Annotated in this window: 26 protein-coding genes; 12 read left to right on the forward strand and 14 right to left on the reverse strand. The window is 66.6% G+C overall.

Going from position 1 to position 20,574, the window contains the following annotated elements; translation table 11 throughout:
- From tkt to AS93_RS0107220, 5 genes are all read right to left on the reverse strand, one after another.
- Positions 1-1,361: transketolase (tkt, locus tag AS93_RS0107200; RefSeq protein WP_027589991.1), on the reverse strand; the 1,361-nt coding region annotated here is incomplete at its 3' end.
- Positions 1,362-1,653: 292 nt separating this feature from the next.
- Positions 1,654-1,818, reverse strand: a complete 165-nt coding sequence (locus AS93_RS20930; RefSeq protein ID WP_169745301.1) for a hypothetical protein — start codon at positions 1,816-1,818, stop codon at positions 1,654-1,656.
- A gap of 15 nt (positions 1,819-1,833) precedes the next feature.
- Positions 1,834-2,988: a YeeE/YedE thiosulfate transporter family protein gene (locus tag AS93_RS0107210; protein WP_027589992.1), complete on the reverse strand. Its 1,155-nt coding sequence runs from the start codon at positions 2,986-2,988 to the stop codon at positions 1,834-1,836.
- A gap of 18 nt (positions 2,989-3,006) precedes the next feature.
- Positions 3,007-3,993, reverse strand: coding sequence for a rhodanese-like domain-containing protein (locus AS93_RS0107215; protein ID WP_027589993.1), 987 nt, complete (start codon positions 3,991-3,993; stop codon positions 3,007-3,009).
- 128 nt (positions 3,994-4,121) lie between these two features.
- On the reverse strand, positions 4,122-4,730 hold the full coding sequence (locus AS93_RS0107220) for a lipopolysaccharide kinase InaA family protein (protein ID WP_027589994.1): 609 nt from the start codon (positions 4,728-4,730) through the stop codon (positions 4,122-4,124).
- Between the two features lie 164 nt (positions 4,731-4,894).
- Here AS93_RS0107220 and AS93_RS0107225 point away from each other — a divergent pair, with 164 nt between their 5' ends.
- The 5 genes from AS93_RS0107225 to AS93_RS19910 all read left to right on the forward strand — a co-directional run bounded on the left by AS93_RS0107225 (position 4,895) and on the right by AS93_RS19910 (position 10,225).
- On the forward strand, positions 4,895-5,893 hold the full coding sequence (locus AS93_RS0107225; RefSeq protein WP_027589995.1) for a metalloregulator ArsR/SmtB family transcription factor: 999 nt from the start codon (positions 4,895-4,897) through the stop codon (positions 5,891-5,893).
- Between the two features lie 4 nt (positions 5,894-5,897).
- Positions 5,898-7,088, forward strand: coding sequence for a methionine adenosyltransferase (gene metK, locus AS93_RS0107230; protein WP_027589996.1), 1,191 nt, complete (start codon positions 5,898-5,900; stop codon positions 7,086-7,088).
- Positions 7,089-7,403: 315 nt separating this feature from the next.
- Complete coding sequence (locus tag AS93_RS18880; protein ID WP_081798240.1) at positions 7,404-8,936, forward strand: sensor domain-containing diguanylate cyclase; 1,533 nt, start codon at positions 7,404-7,406, stop codon at positions 8,934-8,936.
- A gap of 74 nt (positions 8,937-9,010) precedes the next feature.
- Entirely contained in the window at positions 9,011-9,340 is a 330-nt protein-coding gene (locus AS93_RS0107240; RefSeq protein WP_027589997.1) for a thioredoxin family protein, read from the forward strand.
- 138 nt (positions 9,341-9,478) lie between these two features.
- Positions 9,479-10,225: a hypothetical protein gene (locus tag AS93_RS19910; RefSeq protein WP_155956118.1), complete on the forward strand. Its 747-nt coding sequence runs from the start codon at positions 9,479-9,481 to the stop codon at positions 10,223-10,225.
- A gap of 506 nt (positions 10,226-10,731) precedes the next feature.
- On the opposite strand, the gene AS93_RS0107255 is transcribed toward AS93_RS19910, so the two are convergent.
- From AS93_RS0107255 to AS93_RS0107265, 3 genes are all read right to left on the reverse strand, one after another.
- A complete protein-coding gene (locus AS93_RS0107255) occupies positions 10,732-11,049 on the reverse strand; it encodes a CcdB family protein (protein WP_027589999.1) in 318 nt (105 codons plus the stop codon).
- Complete coding sequence (locus AS93_RS0107260; RefSeq protein ID WP_027590000.1) at positions 11,049-11,294, reverse strand: type II toxin-antitoxin system CcdA family antitoxin; 246 nt, start codon at positions 11,292-11,294, stop codon at positions 11,049-11,051. The genes AS93_RS0107255 and AS93_RS0107260 overlap by 1 nt, the downstream gene beginning before the upstream one ends.
- Positions 11,295-11,371: 77 nt before the next feature.
- On the reverse strand, positions 11,372-11,785 hold the full coding sequence (locus tag AS93_RS0107265) for an NUDIX domain-containing protein (protein ID WP_027590001.1): 414 nt from the start codon (positions 11,783-11,785) through the stop codon (positions 11,372-11,374).
- 82 nt (positions 11,786-11,867) lie between these two features.
- Between AS93_RS0107265 and AS93_RS0107270 the strand changes: the two genes are divergently transcribed.
- From AS93_RS0107270 to dtd, 7 genes are all read left to right on the forward strand, one after another.
- Complete coding sequence (locus AS93_RS0107270) at positions 11,868-13,079, forward strand: putative DNA modification/repair radical SAM protein (RefSeq protein WP_027590002.1); 1,212 nt, start codon at positions 11,868-11,870, stop codon at positions 13,077-13,079.
- Positions 13,079-13,906 (forward strand): TIGR03915 family putative DNA repair protein, encoded by an 828-nt coding sequence (locus AS93_RS0107275; RefSeq protein WP_027590003.1) that lies wholly within the window; start codon positions 13,079-13,081, stop codon positions 13,904-13,906. The genes AS93_RS0107270 and AS93_RS0107275 overlap by 1 nt, the downstream gene beginning before the upstream one ends.
- A gap of 85 nt (positions 13,907-13,991) precedes the next feature.
- Positions 13,992-15,002, forward strand: a complete 1,011-nt coding sequence (locus tag AS93_RS0107280) for a class 1 fructose-bisphosphatase (RefSeq protein WP_027590004.1) — start codon at positions 13,992-13,994, stop codon at positions 15,000-15,002.
- Positions 15,003-15,006: 4 nt separating this feature from the next.
- A complete protein-coding gene (locus AS93_RS0107285; RefSeq protein WP_027590005.1) occupies positions 15,007-15,603 on the forward strand; it encodes a DUF924 family protein in 597 nt (198 codons plus the stop codon).
- 95 nt (positions 15,604-15,698) lie between these two features.
- The gene (locus AS93_RS0107290; protein WP_027590006.1) at positions 15,699-15,950 is read left to right on the forward strand and encodes a hypothetical protein; all 252 of its coding nucleotides are present in this window, start codon (positions 15,699-15,701) and stop codon (positions 15,948-15,950) included.
- Positions 15,951-16,001: 51 nt separating this feature from the next.
- Positions 16,002-16,970 carry a prolyl aminopeptidase gene (gene pip, locus AS93_RS0107295; RefSeq protein WP_027590007.1) on the forward strand — a complete coding sequence of 323 codons (969 nt, stop codon included), beginning with the start codon at positions 16,002-16,004 and terminating at the stop codon, positions 16,968-16,970.
- Complete coding sequence (gene dtd, locus AS93_RS0107300; RefSeq protein ID WP_027590008.1) at positions 16,967-17,404, forward strand: D-aminoacyl-tRNA deacylase; 438 nt, start codon at positions 16,967-16,969, stop codon at positions 17,402-17,404. The genes pip and dtd overlap by 4 nt, the downstream gene beginning before the upstream one ends.
- Before the next feature lie 145 nt (positions 17,405-17,549).
- Here the strand turns inward: dtd and AS93_RS0107305 are convergent, their stop codons facing one another.
- From AS93_RS0107305 to hisI, 6 genes are read right to left on the reverse strand one after another with little or no spacing between them, the layout of a single operon-like run.
- Complete coding sequence (locus AS93_RS0107305) at positions 17,550-18,263, reverse strand: 16S rRNA (uracil(1498)-N(3))-methyltransferase (protein WP_027590009.1); 714 nt, start codon at positions 18,261-18,263, stop codon at positions 17,550-17,552.
- Entirely contained in the window at positions 18,260-19,075 is an 816-nt protein-coding gene (gene tatC, locus AS93_RS0107310; protein WP_027590010.1) for a twin-arginine translocase subunit TatC, read from the reverse strand. The genes AS93_RS0107305 and tatC overlap by 4 nt, the downstream gene beginning before the upstream one ends.
- Entirely contained in the window at positions 19,072-19,467 is a 396-nt protein-coding gene (gene tatB / locus AS93_RS0107315) for a Sec-independent protein translocase protein TatB (protein WP_027590011.1), read from the reverse strand. Before tatB ends, tatC begins: the two co-directional genes overlap by 4 nt.
- Before the next feature lie 20 nt (positions 19,468-19,487).
- Positions 19,488-19,751, reverse strand: coding sequence for a twin-arginine translocase TatA/TatE family subunit (gene tatA, locus AS93_RS0107320; RefSeq protein WP_027590012.1), 264 nt, complete (start codon positions 19,749-19,751; stop codon positions 19,488-19,490).
- Positions 19,752-19,773: 22 nt separating this feature from the next.
- A complete protein-coding gene (locus AS93_RS0107325; protein ID WP_027590013.1) occupies positions 19,774-20,106 on the reverse strand; it encodes a phosphoribosyl-ATP diphosphatase in 333 nt (110 codons plus the stop codon).
- A complete protein-coding gene (hisI, locus tag AS93_RS0107330) occupies positions 20,099-20,560 on the reverse strand; it encodes a phosphoribosyl-AMP cyclohydrolase (RefSeq protein WP_256214717.1) in 462 nt (153 codons plus the stop codon). The genes AS93_RS0107325 and hisI overlap by 8 nt, the downstream gene beginning before the upstream one ends.
- Between the last annotated feature and the right edge of the window lie 14 nt (positions 20,561-20,574).

The following is a 20,574-nucleotide window of genomic DNA, read 5'->3' on the forward strand; positions in this document are numbered from 1 at the left end:
TGCTTCATCAGGGCGGACATGCGCACCGCGTTGCGGGCGTACTCCATGAACATCAGGAAGGTGGCGCCGTAGGGGATGAAGCCGCCGTGCAGGGCCACGCCGTTCATGATCGCGGCCATGCCGAACTCGCGCACGCCGTAGTGCACGTAGTTGCCGGACAGGTCGGTGTGGGTCAGCGACTGGCAGCCCTTCCACAGGGTCAGGTTGGAGCCGGCCAGGTCGGCGGAGCCGCCGAGCAGTTCCGGCAGCAGCGGGCCGTAGGCGTTCAGGGCGTTCTGGCTGGCCTTGCGGCTGGCGATGGTTTCGCCCTTGGCGGCCACGTCGCGGATGTAGGCCGAGGCCTTGGCGGCGAAGTCGGCGGGCAGCTTGCCGGCCATGCGGCGCTTGAGCTCGGCGGCCAGTTCCGGGTACTCGGCGGCGTAGGCGGCGAAACGTTGGTTCCACTCGTTCTCGCGGCTGGCGCCGGTGGCCTTGGCGTCCCATTCGGCATAGATGTCGGCAGGGATTTCGAACGGCCCGTGATTCCAGCCCAGCGCGGCGCGGGTCAGGGCGATTTCGTCGTTGCCCAGCGGGGCGCCGTGGCACTCTTCCTTGCCCTGCTTGTTGGGCGAGCCGAAGCCAATGGTGGTCTTGCAGCAGATCAGGGTCGGCTGTTCGGCGTTCTTGCGCGCGGTCTCGATGGCTTGCTTGATCTCGTCGGCGTCATGACCGTCGACGTTGCGGATCACCTGCCAGCCGTAGGCTTCGAAACGCTTCGGAGTGTCGTCGGTGAACCAGCCTTCCACTTCGCCGTCGATGGAAATGCCGTTGTCGTCGTAGAAGGCGATCAGCTTGCCCAGCCCCAGGGTGCCGGCCAGCGAGCAGACTTCATGGCTGATGCCTTCCATCATGCAGCCGTCGCCGAGGAACACGTAGGTGTGGTGGTCGACGATGCTGTGGCCCGGGCGGTTGAACTGCGCGGCCAGCACCTTCTCGGCCAGCGCGAAGCCGACACCGTTGGCGATGCCCTGGCCCAGCGGGCCGGTGGTGGTTTCAACGCCGGCGGTGTAGCCGAACTCCGGGTGGCCCGGGGTCTTGCTGTGCAGCTGGCGGAAGTTCTTCAGGTCGTCGATGGACAGGTCGTAGCCGGTCAGGTGCAGCAGCGAGTAGATCAGCATCGAGCCATGGCCGTTGGACAGCACGAAGCGGTCGCGATCGGCCCACAGCGGGTTACTCGGGTTGTGCTTGAGGTAGTCGCGCCACAGGACTTCGGCGATGTCCGCCATGCCCATCGGGGCACCCGGGTGGCCGCTGTTGGCTTTCTGCACGGCATCCATGCTGAGGGCACGAATGGCATTGGCTCGCTCACGACGGCTGGGCATCGCTAATCTCCTGCGGGGGCTGAAACGAAGGGGCATGAAAAAGGCGGGCATTTTCGCCCAGCGCAGCCTTCGGAGCAACGAGAGAAGACAGCTGGAGCCGGAAGCGTGGCGCGGTCAGCGCTGTTCTGGCCGCCGATGGTCCCGGTGTTGACGCAGTGGTGGCCAAGGAAAACGGTGTCCATCCTGCGTCGGGGTGGGCACTTGCGTAGGACGGTCGGCGCTTTTCCGGCCGTCGATGGCGCGGCACAGGCGCAAGGGTGGACACGAAAACGTATCCACCCCACGGCGGGGGCTAGCGCCCCGAGCAGTGACCGCCAGAGGCGGCCTGGCCGCTGCCGAAGGCGAATGGCGGCGGCTCCACGCGCACGGTGGCGGTGGCGACGGTGTCGAGGATCACCAGACCCACGGCCACCAGCCAGAACAGCAGGGTGCAGGTCAGAAAGGCTTGCTTGCTCATGTCAGGTCGCTCCGCTTACTGGGCCAGGCGCTTGCGCAGGCGCACGCCGTAGATCGAGCCGATGAAGGCCAGGGCGAACCATACCCAGCCGTGCAGGCTGGCCGAGGCGATGCCGCCCAGGTAGGCACCGACGTTGCAACCGAAGGCCATGCGCGAGCTGTAGCCCAGCACCAGGCCGGCGATGGAGGCGATGATCAGGCGCCGGGCCGACGGCGAGCTGATGCTCGGCGTGCCGTTCCAGCGCGAGGCCGCCAGCGCGCCATAGATCAGGCCGATGTTGGTCACCGAGGTCACGTCCGCCAGCAGCGGCTCGGCCAGGCGCAGCGCATGCGGATCGACACCCCAGAAGGCATCACCGACCGGGCTCCAGCCGATGGCGCTGGCGATCTTCGCGCCCCACAGGCCGATGCCGTAGACGATGCCCCACGGCTGGCCGGCGACCAGCAGGTGCAGCACGTACAGGCCGGCGAGCAGCAGGGCGCCCAGCCACCAGCGGCGCGCCCAGACCGCGGGCGGCGTGGGGGTACTGACCGAAGCCGCGCCGACCGACCAGGTCACGTTCAGGGTGCCGGAGACGGGCGCGGCCGTGCGCTTGGACATCAGACCGGCCACCAGCGCGACGGCGGCACAACCAGCCACGGTGACCAGCACCGCGGTCGGCACGCCGAACTTCAGCAGATCCACCGCCGGCAGGCCGCCGAGGGCGATCCACGCGGGCTGGTGCGAGGCGCCCAGGAAGCTGCCAAGCATGAAGGTCGGCAGCACCGCGAAGGACAGCGGCGCACCGGCGCCGGCCTTGTACAGGGTGCCGGAGCCGCAGCCATCGGTGATCTGCATGGCCAGCCCGAACAGGAAGGCGCCGAGGACCAGGCTGATGGTCAGCGGCGACACCGCGCCGACCAGCTCGCCGCCGCTGCCGGCGATCAGCGGCAGGGTCAGCGCGGCGGCGAGGCCGAGCAGCAGCATCTGCGCCCACAGGCCCTGGGGGTTGCGCGACTCGATGAAATCGCGCCAGCCGGTGGTGAAGCCGAAGCGCGCGCCCTGCAGCACGGCACCGAAGCCGATGCCCAGCAGCACCAGCAGGCCCTGGCGCACCCCAGCGGCGTAGGCAACGGCCAGCGCGCCGGTCAGGCCGCCGAGAACGAATAACAAACGGGAGAGAGACAGCATGGGAAAGGGCTTCCGCAATTACTTGTTGAGGGCGTTGGACAGGTCCTGCAGCAGCGCGCCGAAGCGCGACGGCTGGTTCTCCATCGGCAGCTCGCTGCGGCTCCACTCCACCATGGACGCCGGGTACATGCGCGCCGCCTTGTTGCCGGCGATCTCGGAGATGACGAACCAGTTGGTGGCGGCCCAGTGGCCGGTGTTGCAGAAGGAGACGGTGTCGCCCTGGTCGGCGCCGGTCTGTTGCACCAGCGCCAGCAGCTCGGCGCGAGGCTTCAGGCGAAAGCCGTCGGCGGCGAAGAATTGCGCGTTGTCGAAGGAGTCGGCGCCCGGCAGGGTGCCATAGCGGGCGGCGGTGGCCGGCTTCACCTCACCCTTGAAGAACGGAGCGGGACGGGCATCCAGCAGGCGCGCCGTATCACCGTTGCCTAAGGTCTGCGCCAACTGCTCGCGGGTGACGATCTGGCGCTCGTCGTAGACGTAGGTGAAGTCACTGGGCTCGACCTGCTGCGCCTCGGTGGCCAGCTCGCCGCCGGCTTCCTTCCAGGCGCGAAGGCCGCCGTCGACCACGGACAGACGAGTCAGGCCGCCGACCTTGAGCGTCCAGTACACCCGGGCGGCGGCGCCGAAGTCGGTGTGGTTGCTGCCGCCGTGAATCACGATCACATGCTGGTTGGCGCGGATGCCGGCGCGTTGCACCACCTGGGTCAGGTGCTCGGCGGTGGGCAGCTTGCCGGGATTGTCGGCCGGGCCGCGGTACTGGCCGTAGGGCGTGTTCACCGCGCCGGGAATGTGGCCTGCGGCGAAATCCTGCGGTGCGCGGATGTCCAGAAGACGCACCTCTGGCCGGCTCAGCACTGCGCGAAGATCGTTGACGTCGAGCAGCGGCGCAGGGGCGGTGCGAGGTGCGACGAGGCGGCTGGCCTGCGCAGTGGGTTCGGCCAGGGCGGGCCCGGTTAGGAGCAGGCAGATGCCGGCAAAGGCAAGCGAAGAAAGACGTCGGGTCGACATGATGATTCCGCGGGTCGAAGGCTGTCCGCCTGGCGGCGGCAACGAGGGGCTTTTCAAAGGCGCGCAGGATACGGCAAAGCCGCTGATGACGCGAAAGAGCTAACTGCGCTTTGCTTATAACCAAACCTTCATAGGCGCCGCAGCCGTTCGTACTCAGACCGCAGGGCATCCAGCGGAAAATTCGCCAGTTGGCGGCGCTGCAGGGCCTGCTCCAGATGCCGGAAATTGCGGCGGATGTGCCAGGCGGATAGCGGCAACGGCTTGAGGTGCAGGTCGAGCAGGTCGATGAGTCCGAATCCCCCACTCTCCAGCAGCAGAATGTTGCCTGGGTGCAGCGAGCGGAAATAGATATGCCGCGCATGCAGCTGGAGTATGAAGCGGGCTAACGCCGGTATCAGTGCGGCCAGGCGCTCGGGATGCTCGGCAAGCAGCTCTTCCAGCGATTGGCCGGCCAGCGGTTCATAGCGGCAACCGCTAAGCCCGTGTGGGCGATCCAGCCAGAACGCTTCCCTGACGTGCGGTGCCGGAAAACCGAGTCGCAACAGGCATTCGGCGTTGCGAGTGAACCGCCCGGCTGCGGGAAACAGGCGAGCCAATGCTATGTGACGGCGCGGCCTGAGAATTTTCAGTAACAGCCCATCCCTGCAGCGGACCACCTTTGGGCCGCGGCCATCGGCAACAAGCACCTCGCCCGTCGCGATCCAGCTCGCCAGTTGTTCCGTGGGGAGGGTGTCCATGGTGGTGAGTTCCCAAGGCGCCTGGAAGTCAAGTAAAGGCCACCCCTGCGCTCGAGTCGTGCCTCCCGTCGCCCCCGAGGAAGCAGGCGTACCTGAGGCAATATCAATTAATTTTGATATTGGTCATTGCCCGGCAAAATGTGACCGACTAGACTGCCGCCCTCATGAACCTGCCGCTTTGCGCGTCCGCGACGCCTGCCAGTGACACCCTCGCCGCCCTGTGCAAGGCCGGTGGCGATGCCCTGCGGCTGAACATCCTGCGCGCGCTGGCCAACGATTCGTTCGGCGTGCTGGAGCTGGCGCAGATCTTCGCCGTCGGTCAGTCGGGCATGAGCCACCACCTCAAGGTGCTGGCGCAGGCTGGTCTGGTGGCTACCCGTCGTGAAGGCAACGCCATCTTCTACCGCCGCGCGCTGGCGCCGGCGGGCGAACTGGGCGGCGCGCTGCAGAGCGCGTTGCTGGAAGAAGTGGACCGCCTCGAACTGCCTCTGGACGCACAGGCGCGCATCGCCCAGGTGCATGCCCGGCGCGCCGAGGCCAGCCGCGACTTCTTCGCGCGCATGGCCGGCAGCTTCCAGGCGCGCCAGGACCTGATCGCCAGCATCGGCCAGTACCGCGACAGCCTGCTGGCGCTGATCGACGCGCTGGGTTTTGCCGGCGATGCGAGTGCCATCGAAGTCGGCCCCGGCGACGGCGCCTTCCTGCCGGAACTGGCGCGGCGCTTCGCCCGGGTCACCGCGCTGGAAAACAGCCCGGAAATGCTCGAGCTGGCCCGCGAGCGCTGCCTGCGGGACGGCTTGGCTAATGTGGAGCTGCGCCTGGCCGATGCCCTGGCATCGCCCCTGGTACAGGCCGACTGCGTGGTGATGAACATGGTGCTACACCACTTTGCCGCACCGGCCGAGGCGCTGCGAGCGCTGGCCGGCCTGGTGAAGCCGGGCGGCAGTTTGCTGATCACCGAGTTGTGCAGCCACGACCAGAGCTGGGCCCGCGACGCCTGCGGGGATGTCTGGCTGGGGTTCGAACAGGAAGACCTGGCCCGTTGGGCCACCGCCGCCGGCCTCGCCTGCGGCGAAAGCGTGTACATAGGCTTGAAAAACGGCTTTCAGATTCAGCTGCGGCATTTCGCCCGGACGGATGCACGAAGCCCCTCACAGGAATGAACCGATGAGCGAATACTCGATTTTCACCTCCGAATCCGTCTCCGAAGGGCACCCGGACAAGATCGCCGACCAGATCTCCGATGCCGTGCTGGACGCCATCATCGCCCAGGACAAGCATGCCCGCGTGGCCTGCGAAACCCTGGTGAAGACCGGTGTGGCCATCGTCGCCGGCGAAGTGACCACCAGCGCCTGGGTCGACCTGGAGCAGATCGTCCGCGACGTGATCTGCGACATCGGCTACACCAGCTCCGAAGTCGGCTTCGACGGCGCTACCTGCGGCGTGATCAACATCATCGGCAAGCAGTCCGTGGACATCGCCCAGGGCGTCGACCGCGCCAAGCCGGAAGACCAGGGTGCCGGCGACCAGGGCCTGATGTTCGGCTACGCCAGCAACGACACCGACGTGCTGATGCCCGCGCCCATCGTGTTCAGTCACCGCCTGGTCGAGCGCCAGGCCGAGGCGCGCAAGTCCGGCCTGCTGCCGTGGCTGCGCCCGGACGCCAAGAGCCAGGTCACCTGCCGCTATGAGAACGGCAAGGTGGTCGGCATCGATGCCGTGGTGCTGTCCACCCAGCACAATCCGGAGATCAGCCAGGCCGACCTGAAGGAAGCGGTCATGGAGCTGATCGTCAAGCACACCCTGCCGGCCGAGCTGCTGCACAAGGACACCCAGTACCACATCAACCCGACCGGCAAGTTCGTCATCGGCGGCCCGGTGGGCGACTGCGGCCTGACCGGCCGCAAGATCATCGTCGACTCCTACGGCGGCATGGCCCGCCACGGCGGCGGCGCCTTCTCCGGCAAGGACCCGTCCAAGGTCGACCGCAGCGCCGCCTACGCCGGCCGCTACGTGGCCAAGAACATCGTCGCCGCGGGCCTGGCCGAGCGCTGCGAGATCCAGGTGTCCTACGCCATTGGCGTGGCCCAGCCCACCTCCATCTCGCTGAACACCTTCGGCACCAACAAGGTGCCGGAAGCCACCATCGTCAACCTGGTGCGCGAAGTGTTCGACCTGCGCCCGTACGCCATCACCCGCATGCTCGACCTGCTGCACCCGATGTACCAGGCCACCGCGGCCTACGGCCACTTCGGCCGCACCCCGCAACAGAAGACCGTCGGCAACGACACCTTCACCACCTTCAGCTGGGAACAGACCGACAAGGTCGAAGCCCTGCGCGCGGCGGCGGGGCTGTAAGGCGTACTGCCTCACGGCTGTTAGTTCGCGATAAAGAAAACCCCGCTTGGCGTTTGGCCGGGTGGGGTTTTTTGTTGGGCGACGTGAAGATAGTGGGCCGGACAGCAGTGATGGGCGGCCGGTGGTCCAGGCTGTGCGAAGCTGAAACGCGCGAAGGGTCGCACGAGACATTGGTTGAGTTCCGCGGTGATTTTAGGTCTGCTGCGCGCTTCTCTTTTTCGCGGTCTTTTGGGGTAGGCAGTGAGTAGGAAAGGGTTCTGGCGAATCGACCTGAGTAGGTTGATTCTGCTGACTGCGTTGACCAGCACAGTGGTGATGTTGGTGAACAGCTTCTACGCCAGCTATCGGGTGCAGGAGCAGATGCTGATCGACGCCTCCCTGGAGGCCAACAAGGTCTATGCCAGGAAGCTGGCGGACAGCACGGAGCGGCATCTGGTCGATGCCCTGCGGCAGCTGGCCTACGGGGCGGGCGAGCTGGCCGGGCAGATGGAAAACGTGCAAAAGATCGACGAGGTGGCCAGGCGCCTGCGACTGCAGACGAAAAGCTTCAACTCGGTCGCGGTCGTCGATCAGGACGGCAGGGTGCTGGGCGTTTCGCCGGAGACGCTGCAGTTGCTGGGCGTGCAGCTGGAGTCCGAGGGGGCGGTGGCGGCGCTGAAGGCGCGGCGGCCCCTGGTGTCCGAGGCCTACGTTTCGGCGGCCGACAATCTGCTGATTTCCCTTTCCCATCCGATCCACGATGTGTCCGGGCAATACCGGGGCTATGTCGGCGGGACGATCTACCTGCAGAAGGGCAGCATCCTGCACGACCTGCTGGGCGAGCATTTCTACCGGGACGGCTCCTACCTGTATGTGGTGGGCAAGGAGCGCCGCCTGCTGTACCACCCGGAGGCGAAGCGGATCGGGACGCAGGTCGGTGCGAACGCGCTGCTGGACGAGCTGCCGGAGTGGGGCGACGGCGCACGGCGGACGGTGAACTCCCAGGGAGTGGACATGCTGGCCGGCTATGCGATCGTGCCCAGCACCGGCTGGGGGATCATTTCCCAGCGGCCGACGCGACCCACGCTGGAGCCGCTCGACGAGTTGGTCAAGAGCGTGGCGTTGAAGACGGTGCCGCTGGCCCTGGTGACCATCCTGATGATCTTCTGGCTCGCCAGGGTCATCTCCAGACCACTCTGGAAGCTGGCCGACAGTGCGCGCGAGATTGGTGAGCCGGATACGGCCAAGCGGATCGAAGGCGTGCGCTCGTGGTACTTCGAGGCCCAGGAACTGAAGCGGGCCATGCTGGTGGGCGTGAGCCTGCTGCAGGAGCACCTGGGCCGGCTGACCCACGACGTGCATACCGATTCGCTCACCGGGCTGAGCAACCGGCGCGGGCTGGAGCGGATGGTCGATCGCTGGGAGGCGGAGAAAAGACCGTTCTCGGTTCTGGCGTTGGATATCGACCATTTCAAGCGGGTCAACGACACCTACGGTCACGATGCGGGCGATCGGGTCCTGAGACGTTTGGCCGAGCTGATGCGCCTGTGCTGCCGCAGCGAGGACCTGCTGTGCCGCAGCGGCGGCGAGGAGTTTCTGATCCTGCTGCCGGGCTCCAGCCAAGCGGCGGCGGTGCTAATCGCCGAGCGGTTGCGGCAACTGGTCGAGCGGACAGCGATCGAGCCGGTGGGCCACCTTACCCTCTCGATCGGCGTCGCACACTGGCCCGATGGCGATGACAGCATCGCCCGCGTGTTCAAGCTGGCCGACGAGCAGCTGTACGCTGCCAAGGACGGCGGGCGCAACCGGGTGGCGGTCGCTCAGTGCCGGGCGGAATCGAACCGGGCGCCGTCAACCGGCACGGCGTAACCAATCTGTGCGCGGGATCGGAGTTTTCAGCCCATTGCGCCAGGGGGCATAACCAGCGAAAGAGGAGAGGACGCATGCAGACCATCCACGATCCCGCCGAGCTGGAGCGGTGCAAGCAGGGCGCGGCCTTGCTGCTGTTCGGCGGTGAGGCGTGTGGTGTTTGCCGTGCGCTGAAGCCACAGCTTGAGGCGCTGCTGGCGAACGAGTTTCCCGCGCTCGGGGGTTACTACCTGGACTGTCAGGGGCAGGCCTCGGCGCTTTGCGCGCAAGAGGGGGTGTTCGCGTTGCCCGTGGTGCAGGTCTGGTTCGATGGGCGCAAGTTCGCCGAGTTCGGACGCGTATTCTCTCTGGGGCAGGTGCGCGAGGCTATCGCGCGGCCCTACCGGATGGCGTTCGGATCGTAGGGCGCCGCGCGGGGTCGGGCGCTGGCCTCTTCCGGGGGCACCTCTCATAGCCAAACGCTAATCAAGGGCAGTGATGGCATTTCGTTATCCCCTGCCAGACAATGCGAGCCCCGTTGTTGCTCGCTGTGGGAGGAAATGATGTCTGGCTGGTTCAAAGGACTGGTTCTGCTTGTGACGATAGGGCTTGTGGGGTGCGCCAGCGCGCCGCCGCCTGCCGAGCCCAACCCATTGCTCTGCGAGGCGTACCAGCAGCGCACCGTCGAGCTTCATAAGCTCACCAGGAATGCGTACTTCAACCACTATGGGTACTCGCTGGACCGCAGAGGCGCTGAGGTCCGTCTGTTACTCATGGAAAGCATCATGGAGAAGTTCCGCGACTACCAGCCGGAAAAGGGCACATTGACCTTGGTGTTGCGTGATGCTCAGGTGGGCTATGAGCAAGCCATGAAGCTGGCCGAGGCCGAAGGCTGTTCCACCGGGTTGTTTGCGCCGTCGCCGTTGCAGGTCATGCGCGACTCCCTCGCGGGTATCGACCGGATGATCGCCGATCTGGATCAGCGCATCGTGGGCACCTGGCGTGGGATGCGCGGTTCGGATACTTCCTGTGAGTTCCTGGCCTGGCAGTCCACCTTTCACCCCGATGCCCGATACGAAATCGTCTTCTATTCCGACGCCGAAATGAGCCGGCAGATCCTGGTGCAGACCGGGTTCTGGATGGCCATGAATGGCAAGAGCCGGCTGATGCCGAAGGGCGTCAAGGTGCCGGATGAGTACGACTACCGCCTGATCGACGCGGATACCATTGAGTACATCAACTTGGCGCGGGGACCAACGGCGGAGTGCCAGGAGGACTATCGGTTTGTCGAGCGGCGGGTCCGCTATTGATTCCAGACGACCCGGCACTGGCGCGGTTCGAGGAGCCGTTTTGCAACGCCTTCCTTGGTTTTCCGGTTACCTCTCCTGGAGCTGTATATGACGAGTCATGGTGCTATCCGGTCGTTAGCCTTCTTGGCAGGTCTTTGGTTGACGTTGATCGGTCCATTCGCCTCGGCGCAGGCCGAGCCTGAGCCCGCAGACCCCGCCCTTTGGCGGCAAATCGAGCACCTCACCGAGCTGCTGCGCGCCCCCTATCCACAGTGATACCGGGAGGCAACCATGGTGCAGCAGGTGGCCGGTGAGGAAGGCCCGGTGTTGACCCTGGCGGTGTTAATAAAAGGGACAGATTTATTTGTGGGGCCAATGCCGAGCTGGGAGCTTATTGCGCGGACCCGGACAACCAGCCACCGCCACAAGATCCCATGCAATACACCCTCTGGCTTCACCCAGGCGAAAGTGACAACCAGACGGCATTTGCAGATTTAGGCAGGTGCGTCAGAGCGGCGGTTCGTGGTTCAGATTCCCGAGACCAGGAAATCCATCGCGGCAATGATCTCGGCTCGCTGTGGTGCCAAGTCACAGACCTCTCTTCCCATATGTTTCCTGTCGATCCCAGCGATTTGCTGAGTAACGGCAAGGAACGCCTCGCCTTCGATTTCGACTGTTGGGCAGAGCTTCGTCAGGGTTGCCGTTCCGGCAATGCGTGCGGGACTGAGCGGAATCACGACCGTGGTCCGGAGTTCGTCCAGCAGGTTGGACTGGATATCCAGGAGGTACGGGTAGGTCTGGCGGGTGGCATCGTTCGGATTTTCATAAACCTTGAACTGGGCCATCAGAATCCTCTCAAGCTGTCGCCGAAGGTTCCCTGAGCCTCGACCATCCGGTTATAGGCCTCGATGGCGGCCTGGTTGTCTCGTTTCCACGCTTCGCGCTGTTTGGCGCTCACCTGTTCTTCCAGAGCCGCTTCGAGCGTTGCGGAAAGATTGATCTTCAACGCCCTGGCCTTGGCGAGCAGATCGCTGTTGATGCTGACATTGGTGGGCTTCTTTGTGGCCTGCGTATCGAATAGGGAACTCATGCGTGCCATCTCCACGGTATTTGATGCGCACAGGCTATGCGCATCAACCGTGGGCCGCAAGGGAGTTGGCATGGCATTCAACGTGCCGCCAACAGCTGCCGCGCCAGCGGCAGCACCTGGTCGCGGGTCAGGGGCGCCAGCGGCAGCTGTTCGGCGTCGTGCAGGTCAACCCAGCGCGCCTCGGCGATTTCGGCGCGGGCGGTGATGGTCTGGTCGAGGGGCAGGGCGAACAGTTCGGCGACCACCTCCAGGCCGGGCTCGTTGGCTGCCGGGGCGCTGAAGTTGCCCAGGTAGGTGGCCTGCGCCGCATCGATCCGCAGGCCGAGCTCTTCGTGCAGTTCGCGGCACAGGGTGTCGACCGGGCGCTCATCCGCCTCCAGCTTGCCACCGGCCTGCATGAAGGCCGTGGTGCCGGCCTTGCGCACCAGCAACAGCTGGTGCCGGGCGTTGTAGATCAGGGCGGCGGCGATGGACAGGTGGGGTGCTTGCATGGGGTTTCCTTGATCGGGGGCTGGCGGCGTGGCCGGCGCTTCGTATACTGTTTGCATATACAGTATTCGTGGAGAGCCCATCGTGCAACTCATCGACAAGCTGAGCATCCTCGCCGATGCCGCCAAGTACGATGTGTCCTGCGCCAGTAGCGGCGCGCCCCGGCGCGGTTCGAAGGGGCAGTCGGGCCTCGGTGCCGCCGGTCCGGGCATCTGCCACAGCTTCACGCCGGATGGTCGCTGCGTGTCGCTGCTGAAGATCCTGCTCACCAACTTCTGCCTGTACGACTGCCAGTACTGCGTCAACCGCCGCTCCAGCGACGTGCCGCGCGCGCGCTTCAGCCCCGAGGAGGTGGTGGCGCTGACGCTGGACCTGTATCGGCGCAATTGCGTCAGCGGGCTGTTCCTCAGCTCGGGGATCATCCGCTCGGCGGACTACACCATGGAGCAGCTGGTGGAAGTGGCGCGCCTGTTGCGTGAAGTGCATGAATTTCGTGGCTACATCCACCTGAAGACCATTCCCGACGCCGACCCGGCGCTGATCGAGCAGGCCGGCCAGTATGCCGACCGGCTGAGCGTGAACATCGAGCTGCCCAGCGATGCCAGCCTGGTGCGCCTGGCGCCGGAAAAGACCGTCGCCGGCATCCAGCGCGCCATGGGCACCATCCGTTATCGCCAGCAGGCGGTGGAAGGCGAGGCGCGGGCACCGGCGTTCGCGCCGGCCGGGCAGAGCACGCAGATGATCGTCGGCGCCGACGACAGCGACGACCACCGCATCCTGCACACCTCGCAATCGCTGTACCGGCGCTTTCGCCTCAAGCGCGTCTACTACTCGGCCTTCAGTCCGATTCCCCACAGCCCGGCCACGGTGCCGCAGGCGGCGCCGCCGCTGCTGCGCGAGCACCGGCTGTACCAGGCGGACTTCCTGATGCGTGGCTACGGCTTTCGCGCCGAGGAGCTGCTCGGCAAGCCGGGCAACCTGGCGCTGGACATCGACCCCAAGCTGGCCTGGGCGCTGGAGCATCGCGAGCAGTTCCCGGTCGATCTCAACCGCGCCGAGCCGAGCCTGATCGCCCGCGTGCCAGGCATCGGCGTGCTCAGCGCGCAGCGTATCGAGCAGCTGCGCCGCCAGCGCAAGATCCGCTACGAGGACCTGCGCCGGCTGCGCTGCGCGCTGGACAAGGCCGGCCCGTTCATCGTCACCGCCGACTACCGCCCGCGGCAGGACAGCAGCGAGTCCCTGCGCCTGCGCCAGCAACTGGCCGAGCGGCCGGCACAGCAGATGGCGCTCTGGTGATGCGCTGCGTACGGGTTGATGGCGGCTTCGCCGACTGGCGCGACAAGGCGCGCACGCTGCTGCACGAGGGCGTGCCGCCAGCGTTGGTCAACTGGCGCGACGAGTTGATGCCGGCCGACCTGTTCGCCGAGGAGGCGCTGGCCCGCTACGCGCCCGGGTCGCAGGTCACCGTGCCGCGCCAGGTGCTGGAACTGCTCGAACGGGCCGCGCGCTTTCGGGTGGCGGAGCGCTGGGCGTTGCTCTATCGCATCCTCTGGCGCGTGGCGCAGGGCGATGCGGCCGCCGCGCTGCCGGGCGACCCGGACGGCAGCGAGCTGCACCTGCGCATCAAGGCGGTGGGCCGGGAGATTCATCAGCTGCATGCGCTGCTGCGTTTCGTGCCGCTGGGCGGCGCGGGCCTGCCCGACTACGTGGCCTGGTTCGAGCCGGAGCACGAGGTGCTGGACGTCGCCTGCGGGCATTTCGCCGAACGCATGGGTCGGCACAGCTGGCTGATCGCCACGCCGCGCGACGGCGTGTGGTACGACGGCGAGCGCTTCGACTACCGCGCCGAGGCGCCGGACGAATGGCAAACGCTGGCGCGCACGCCCGACCCCGAGGGGCAGGCACTGTGGCTGGCCTACTACCGCAGCACCTTCAACCCCACACGGGTGAATCCGCAGGCGCTGCGCCAGCACCTGCCGCAGCGCCTGTGGCAGCAGGTGCCGGAGGGGCGGCTGATTCCCGCGCTATTGGTGCAGGCGCGCATGGGTGCGCAGCGCGATGGGCAGGCGCCTGAGGTGAGCGTGCGACCCGGCAAGCGCATCCGCCTGCGACAGCAGGACTGAGAAAAGGCGTGCGCACGGTGGGCGCTGGGGGGGCAACACAGGCTAAAATGCTGCACTTTAACTCTCGCCCTCCCGGAGCCCCTTCATGTCCAGCATCACCCTGAGTCGCTACCTGATCGAGCAGACTCGCAACTTCAACACCCCGGCCGACCTGCGTTTCCTGATCGAAGTGGTGGCACGCGCCTGCCGGCAGATCAGCCACGAGGTGTCGCTGGGCGCGCTGGGCGGGGTGCTGGGCAGCATGGGCACCGAGAACGTGCAGGGCGAAGTGCAGAAGAAGCTGGACGTGCTGTCCAACGACATCCTCCTGGAAGCCAACGAGTGGGGCGGCCACCTGGCCGGCATGGCCTCCGAGGAAATGGAGCAGGCCTACCAGATTCCCGGCAAGTACCCGAAGGGCGCCTACCTGCTGGTGTTCGACCCGCTGGACGGCTCCTCGAACATCGACGTGAACGTCTCGGTGGGCACCATCTTCTCGGTGCTGCGCTGCCCGAACGGCCACAACGGCAAGGGCGATCTGTCCGAGGAGGCCTTCCTGCAGAAGGGCACCGAGCAGGTGTGCGCCGGCTACGCCATCTACGGCCCGCAGACCATGCTGGTGCTGACCCTGGGCAACGGCGTGAAGGGCTTCACCCTCGACCCGCACATGGGCAACTGGGTGCTGACCCACGACAACATCCGCGTGCCGGAACAGACCGCCGAGTTCGCCATCAACATGTCCAACCAGCGCCACTGGGAAGCCCCGGTCAAGCGCTACGTCAGCGAACTGCTGGCCGGCAAGGAAGGCCCGCTGGGCAAGAACTACAACATGCGCTGGATCGCCTCGATGGTGGCCGACGTGCACCGCATCCTCACCCGTGGCGGCATCTTCATGTACCCGCGCGACGCCCGCGAGCCGGAAAAGCCCGGCAAGCTGCGCCTGATGTACGAAGCCAACCCGATGTCGATGATCATCGAGCAGGCCGGCGGTGCCGCCACCAACGGTACCCAGCGCATCCTCGACATCCAGCCCGACTCCCTGCACCAGCGCGTGGCGGTGTTCCTCGGCTCGAAGGAAGAGGTCGAGCGCATCACCGCCTACCACAACCAGGCCTGACGCCATGCAACCCTGGCAGCCGCTGCTCGACTGGTGGTTCGGCGCCCCCGCCGCGCCGGGCGAACGGGCGGCGCGCCAGAACGGGTTGTGGTTTGGCTACCGCCCCGAGCAGGATGCCGAGGCGCGCGAGCGCTTCGGCGGGTCGGTCGAGCAGGCCCTGTGCGGCGAGCTGCACTGGGCAACGGAGCCGCACGGCTGGCTGGCCGAGCTGATCTGCCTGGACCAGCTGACCCGCATGATTCACCGGGGCACGCCCGCCGCGTTTGCCGGTGATGCCCGGGCCCAGGCGCTGCTCGATGTCGGGCTGCGCCAGGGCTGGGATCGCCAGCTGTCCGACCTGGAACGGGTGTTCTGCTACCTGGTGCTGGAGCATGCCGAAGACCTGCTCCGCCAGGAGCGCGCCGTGGCGGCCTTCGCCGAGCTGCTGGCGCGTCAGGCTGGCGCCGACCGCGCGGCCTTCCAGTCCTTCCACGACTACGCCGAGGCGCATCGCCGGGTGATTGCCCGCTTTGGGCGCTTTCCGCACCGCAACGCCGCCCTCGGTCGGCCGAGTAGCGGCGCCGAGCGGGCCTTTCTCGCCGAGCCCGGTTCGTCGTTCTGAGCGCGACCCTTCATCGCCGCGCCACCTCCCCAGGCTCGCCGCTCGCGGGCTTTCCCGTTAGGCTGCCGTCCATCGTTTTATCGAGGAGCTGCGCCATGTTGTCACGTCTCGCCATCCTGCCGCTGTGCCTGCTGCTGGCCGCCTGCAGCAAGCTGACCCAGGAAAACTACGCCCGGCTCGAAGCCGGTATGCCGCGGGCCGAGGTCGAGGCGCTGCTGGGCAAGCCGACGCAGTGTTCCGGCGCGCTGGGCCTGTCCAGCTGCACCTGGGGCGACAGCGAGCGCTACGTGAGCGTGCAGTTCGCCGGCGACCAGGTGCTGCTGTTCTCCGGCAAGGGACTGCGCTGACGTTTCCTCGCTATCATCCCGTGATCCGCAGCCACGCCTCGGGAGCAACCCATGCAACCCCTCTACCCGGACATCAAGCCCTACGCCTGCCATGCGCTGGCGGTCGATGACACCCACACCCTGCACGTCGAGGAGAGCGGCACGCCGGACGGCCTGCCGGCGCTGTTCGTGCACGGCGGGCCCGGCGCTGGCTGCGATGCCAGTTCGCGCTGCTACTTCGATCCGACCCTGTACCGCATCGTCACCTTCGACCAGCGCGGCTGCGGCCGCTCCACGCCGTTCGCCAGCCTGGAGAACAACAGCACCTGGCACCTGGTGGAGGACATGGAGCGCATCCGCGAACAGCTGGGCATCGACAAGTGGCTGCTGTTCGGCGGCTCCTGGGGTTCGACCCTGGCGCTGGCCTATGCGCAGAAACACCCGGATCGGGTGCTGGGGCTGGTGTTGCGCGGCATCTTCCTGTGCCGTCCGCAGGAGTTTCACTGGTTCTATCAGGAAGGCGCCAGCCGCCTGTTCCCGGACTACTGGCAGGATTACCTGGCGCCGATCCCGCCGGCCGAGCGCGGCGAGCTGATGCAGGCCTACTACCGCCGCCTGACCGGCGAGGACCAGATCGCCCAGATGCAGGCCGCCAAGGCCTGGGCCGGCTGGGAAGGGCGCACCGCCACGCTGCGTCCCAACCACGAGGTGGTGGAACGTTTCCACGAGCGCGCGCTGTCCATCGCCCGCATCGAATGCCACTACTTCGTCAACGATGCCTTCCTGGAGCCCAACCAGCTGCTGCGTGACATGGAACGCATCGCCCACCTGCCGGGGATCATCGTGCACGGCCGCTACGACGTGATCTGCCCGCTGGACAACGCCTGGGCGCTGCACCAGGCCTGGCCGAACAGCGAGCTGCAGATCATCCGCGACGCCGGCCATTCGGCGGGCGAGCCGGGCATCGTCGATGCGCTGGTGCGCGCCACCGACGCCATGGCCCGCCGCCTGCTGCGCCTGCCCAACGGCGGTGACGCATGAAGGCCCTGATCCAGCGGGTGCGCGCCGCGCGGGTGGAAGTGGCCGGCGAGGTGGTCGGCGCCATCGACCAGGGACTGCTGGCGCTGGTCGGCGTCGAGCCGCACGACACTCCGGCCAGCGCCGACAAGCTGCTGCACAAGCTGCTCAACTACCGGGTGTTCGCCGATGCCGACGGCAAGATGAACCGCTCGCTGACGGATGTGGACGGCGGGCTGCTGCTGGTCTCGCAGTTCACCCTGGCGGCGGACACCAAGAGCGGCCTGCGCCCGAGCTTCTCCACCGCCGCGCCGCCGGCGCTGGGCGAGCAGCTGTTCGATGACCTGCTGGCCAAGGCTCGCGCCCGCCACGGCCAGGTGGCCAGCGGCCGCTTCGGCGCCGACATGCAGGTGCACCTGATCAACGACGGGCCGGTGACCTTCCTGCTGGAAACCTGACGGGTTGCACGGGCGGAACGGCGGCCAGAAAGGCGCTGATCGCGGCCGCGTAGGGTGGATGTCGTATTTCACATCCACCGTGGTCCCGCTCGGTGGATCGATGAAGCGCGATCCACCCTACATCCCTGGCGGTCAGGCGCCGTGCTTAATACAACCGCGCCAGCAGCGCGGTGACGGCGGTTTCCACGCGCAGGATGCGTTCGCCCAGCTGCACCGGCTGCAGGCCGGCCTCGCGCAGCTTGTCCACCTCGTAAGGAATCCAGCCGCCTTCCGGGCCGATGGCCAGGGTCACCGGCTGATCCAGGGGCAGGCCGCGCGGGCAGGCGGGGAAGTCGCCGGGGTGGCCGACCAGGCCGAGGGTGCCGTCCGCCAGGGCTGGCAGGCGGTCTTCCACGAACGGCTTGAAGCGCTTTTCGATGCTGACTTCGGGCAACACGGTGTCGCGGGCCTGTTCCAGGCCTAGGATCAGCTGTTCGCGGATCGCCGCAGGCTCCAGGAACGGCGTCTGCCAGAAGCTTTTCTCCACCCGGTAGCTGTTGAGCAACACCAGCCGCGCCACGCCCAGGGTGGCCACGGTCTGCAGGGTGCGCTTGAGCATCTTCGGGCGGGGCAGGGCGAGCAGCAGGGTGATGGGCAGCTTGGGTGGCGGCGGCTGGTCGAAGGTCACCTGCAGCTCGGCTTCCTGCGGACCAAGACGCAGGATGCGACCTTTGCCCATCAGGCCCGCCAGGCGGCCGACGCGCAGGCTGTCGCCTTCGTCGGCGCGGTGGACTTCATGCAGGTGGACCAGCCGCCGATCGCGCAGGATCACACGGTCGGCGGCAATGAAGTCGGCCTCTTCGAGCAGCAGCAGGTTCACGGCTGAGCGCTGGGTGGCTGATCGTTGTGCTCGGTCGTTTCGACCTCGGTCGAGGTTTCGCTCTCCTCTTCGGCCTGCTCCTTCTGGCGACGGACCATTGCGCCGAAGAACACGCCCACTTCAAACAGCAGCCACATCGGCACGGCCAGCAGGGTCTGCGAGAACACGTCCGGCGGCGTGAGCAGCATGCCCACCGCGAAGCAGCCGACCACCACGTACGGCCGGCTCTTGCGCAGGGTCGCCACGTCGACGATGCCGACCCAGATGAGCAGGAAGGTGGCGATGGGAATCTCGAAGGCCACGCCGAAGGCGAAGAACAGCGTGAGCACGAAATCCAGGTACTGGCCGATGTCGGTCATCATCGCCACCCCTTCCGGGGTCACGCTGGCGAAGAAGCCGAACATGATCGGGAACACCACGAAGTAGGCGAAGGCCATGCCGGCGTAGAACAGCAGGATGCTGGACACCAGCAGCGGCACGGCGATGCGTTTCTCGTGGGTATACAGGCCCGGCGCGATGAAGCCCCAGGCCTGTTGCAGCACCACCGGCATGCCCAGGAACAGCGACACCACCAGGGTCAGCTTGAACGGCGTGAGGAACGGCGAGGCCACCCCGGTGGCGATCATCGTCGCGCCCTCAGGCAGGTAGGCGCGCAGCGGCGCGGCCACCAGCGCGTAGATGTCCTGGGCGAAGTAGAACAGGCTGACGAAGATCACCAGCACGGCGATCACGCAGCGCAGCAGGCGCGTGCGCAGTTCGGTGAGGTGCGAGACCAGCGGCATTTCCTGGTCGCCGGGTTGGCGCGTACTCATGATTGCTGCGGTTTGTCCGGGGTGGTGGAGGCGGAGGTGCCGGTCGGCGCCGGCTCGGTGGGCGCCACCGGGGTCGGCTGGGGCCCAGCGGCTGCCGTCGCCTCGGCGGCGGGCGCCGCAGGCGTGTCGGCAGGCTTGTCCGCCGGTTGCAGGCCCAGGTTTTCCTTCATCTTGCGCTCCATATCGAGAATGTTCTCGTTATGCAGCTGGCGACGAATCTCGTCGGCGCCGATCTCACGCTCCACTTCCGTCTTGATGGACAGGAAGCTGCGCTTGATACGCCCGATCCACAGCCCGGCAGTGCGCGCGGCTCCCGGCAGGCGCTCGGGGCCGAGCACCAGCAGGGCCACAAGGCCGACCAGTAGCAGTTCGCTGAAGCCGATATCGAACATGAGCGGACCTTGGCTGGGGCTTAGTCTTTCTTGACCGGGTCTTCGACCTTGCGGGCTTCGCCATTGATGACGGTGCCCTGTTGTGCCTGCTGGTTCGGAACCTGCTGGTTGTGCTTCTGCTCTTCGCTGGCCTTTTCTTCGTCAGCGCCCACCGATTTGCGGAAGCCCTTGATCGCGTCACCCAGGTCGGAACCGAGGCTCTTCAGGCGCTTGGTGCCGAACAGCATGACGACGATGAGCAGGATGATGAGCAGTTGCCAGATGCTGATGCCGCCGAATCCCATGATGGAATCTCCCAAGTTAATGTCAGGATTGCGGGCGCGCGGCCTTTTCCGCGTGCCCGGAGAGGCCGAAACGGCGCTCCAGTTCGTCGAGTACCGCCTGAGGGTGCTGGCCGAGGGCGGCAAGCATCACCAGGCTGTGGAACCACAGGTCGGCGGTCTCGTAGATCACATCGCTGCAGTCGCCACTCTGCGCGGCGTCCTTGGCGGCCAGGATGGTTTCCACCGACTCCTCGCCGACCTTTTCCAGAATCTTGTTCAGGCCCTTGTGGTACAGGCTGGCCACATAGGAGCTGTCAGGCGCCGCGTTCTTGCGCGACTCCAGCACCTCGGCCAGACGGTTCAGGGTGTCACTCATGGCTGTGTGCCTTGTGATAGATGGCGTCGGGGTTCTTCAACTGGGCGTCCACCGTGTGCCAGGCGCCGTCGCGATAGACGCGGTAGAAGCAGCTTTCCCGGCCGGTGTGGCAGGCGATGCCGCCCAGCTGCTCCACCTGCAGCACGAGCACGTCGGCGTCGCAGTCCAGGCGCAGCTCGTGCAGCTTCTGCACGTGACCCGATTCCTCACCCTTGCGCCACAGCTTGCCGCGCGACCGGGACCAGTAGATGGCACGACCTTCCTGAACGCTCAGGCGCAGGGACTCGCGATTCATCCAGGCCATCATCAGGATGCGGCCCGTCGTGTGGTCCTGGGCGATCGCCGGCACCAGGCCGTCGTCGTTCCAGTTGATCTCTTCCAGCCAATCGGTCATTGCGTGTTCGCTACTGCTTTCGGTGAGGCCGGTGGTCCGACCGGGTGTTGAGTGTGCCACCGCCAGCGCGCTGC

The organism is Pseudomonas sp. RL, assembly GCF_000647775.1.
In the GTDB taxonomy this organism is placed as follows: Bacteria; Pseudomonadota; Gammaproteobacteria; order Pseudomonadales; family Pseudomonadaceae; genus Serpens; species Serpens flexibilis.

Bases quoted from the DNA above. Each gene is read 5' to 3' on its own strand.
- AS93_RS20930 (WP_169745301.1), bottom strand. From the start codon at position 1,818: ATGAGCAAGCAAGCCTTTCTGACCTGCACCCTGCTGTTCTGGCTGGTG.
- AS93_RS0107210 (WP_027589992.1), bottom strand. From the start codon at position 2,988: ATGCTGTCTCTCTCCCGTTTGTTATTCGTTCTCGGCGGCCTGACCGGC.
- AS93_RS0107215 (WP_027589993.1), bottom strand. From the start codon at position 3,993: ATGTCGACCCGACGTCTTTCTTCGCTTGCCTTTGCCGGCATCTGCCTG.
- AS93_RS0107220 (WP_027589994.1), bottom strand. From the start codon at position 4,730: ATGGACACCCTCCCCACGGAACAACTGGCGAGCTGGATCGCGACGGGC.
- AS93_RS0107225 (WP_027589995.1), top strand. From the start codon at position 4,895: ATGAACCTGCCGCTTTGCGCGTCCGCGACGCCTGCCAGTGACACCCTC.
- metK (WP_027589996.1), top strand. From the start codon at position 5,898: ATGAGCGAATACTCGATTTTCACCTCCGAATCCGTCTCCGAAGGGCAC.
- AS93_RS18880 (WP_081798240.1), top strand. From the start codon at position 7,404: ATGTTGGTGAACAGCTTCTACGCCAGCTATCGGGTGCAGGAGCAGATG.
- AS93_RS0107240 (WP_027589997.1), top strand. From the start codon at position 9,011: ATGCAGACCATCCACGATCCCGCCGAGCTGGAGCGGTGCAAGCAGGGC.
- AS93_RS19910 (WP_155956118.1), top strand. From the start codon at position 9,479: ATGTCTGGCTGGTTCAAAGGACTGGTTCTGCTTGTGACGATAGGGCTT.
- AS93_RS0107255 (WP_027589999.1), bottom strand. From the start codon at position 11,049: ATGGCCCAGTTCAAGGTTTATGAAAATCCGAACGATGCCACCCGCCAG.
- AS93_RS0107260 (WP_027590000.1), bottom strand. From the start codon at position 11,294: ATGAGTTCCCTATTCGATACGCAGGCCACAAAGAAGCCCACCAATGTC.
- AS93_RS0107265 (WP_027590001.1), bottom strand. From the start codon at position 11,785: ATGCAAGCACCCCACCTGTCCATCGCCGCCGCCCTGATCTACAACGCC.
- AS93_RS0107275 (WP_027590003.1), top strand. From the start codon at position 13,079: ATGCGCTGCGTACGGGTTGATGGCGGCTTCGCCGACTGGCGCGACAAG.
- AS93_RS0107280 (WP_027590004.1), top strand. From the start codon at position 13,992: ATGTCCAGCATCACCCTGAGTCGCTACCTGATCGAGCAGACTCGCAAC.
- AS93_RS0107285 (WP_027590005.1), top strand. From the start codon at position 15,007: ATGCAACCCTGGCAGCCGCTGCTCGACTGGTGGTTCGGCGCCCCCGCC.
- AS93_RS0107290 (WP_027590006.1), top strand. From the start codon at position 15,699: ATGTTGTCACGTCTCGCCATCCTGCCGCTGTGCCTGCTGCTGGCCGCC.
- pip (WP_027590007.1), top strand. From the start codon at position 16,002: ATGCAACCCCTCTACCCGGACATCAAGCCCTACGCCTGCCATGCGCTG.
- dtd (WP_027590008.1), top strand. From the start codon at position 16,967: ATGAAGGCCCTGATCCAGCGGGTGCGCGCCGCGCGGGTGGAAGTGGCC.
- tatC (WP_027590010.1), bottom strand. From the start codon at position 19,075: ATGAGTACGCGCCAACCCGGCGACCAGGAAATGCCGCTGGTCTCGCAC.
- tatB (WP_027590011.1), bottom strand. From the start codon at position 19,467: ATGTTCGATATCGGCTTCAGCGAACTGCTACTGGTCGGCCTTGTGGCC.
- tatA (WP_027590012.1), bottom strand. From the start codon at position 19,751: ATGGGATTCGGCGGCATCAGCATCTGGCAACTGCTCATCATCCTGCTC.
- AS93_RS0107325 (WP_027590013.1), bottom strand. From the start codon at position 20,106: ATGAGTGACACCCTGAACCGTCTGGCCGAGGTGCTGGAGTCGCGCAAG.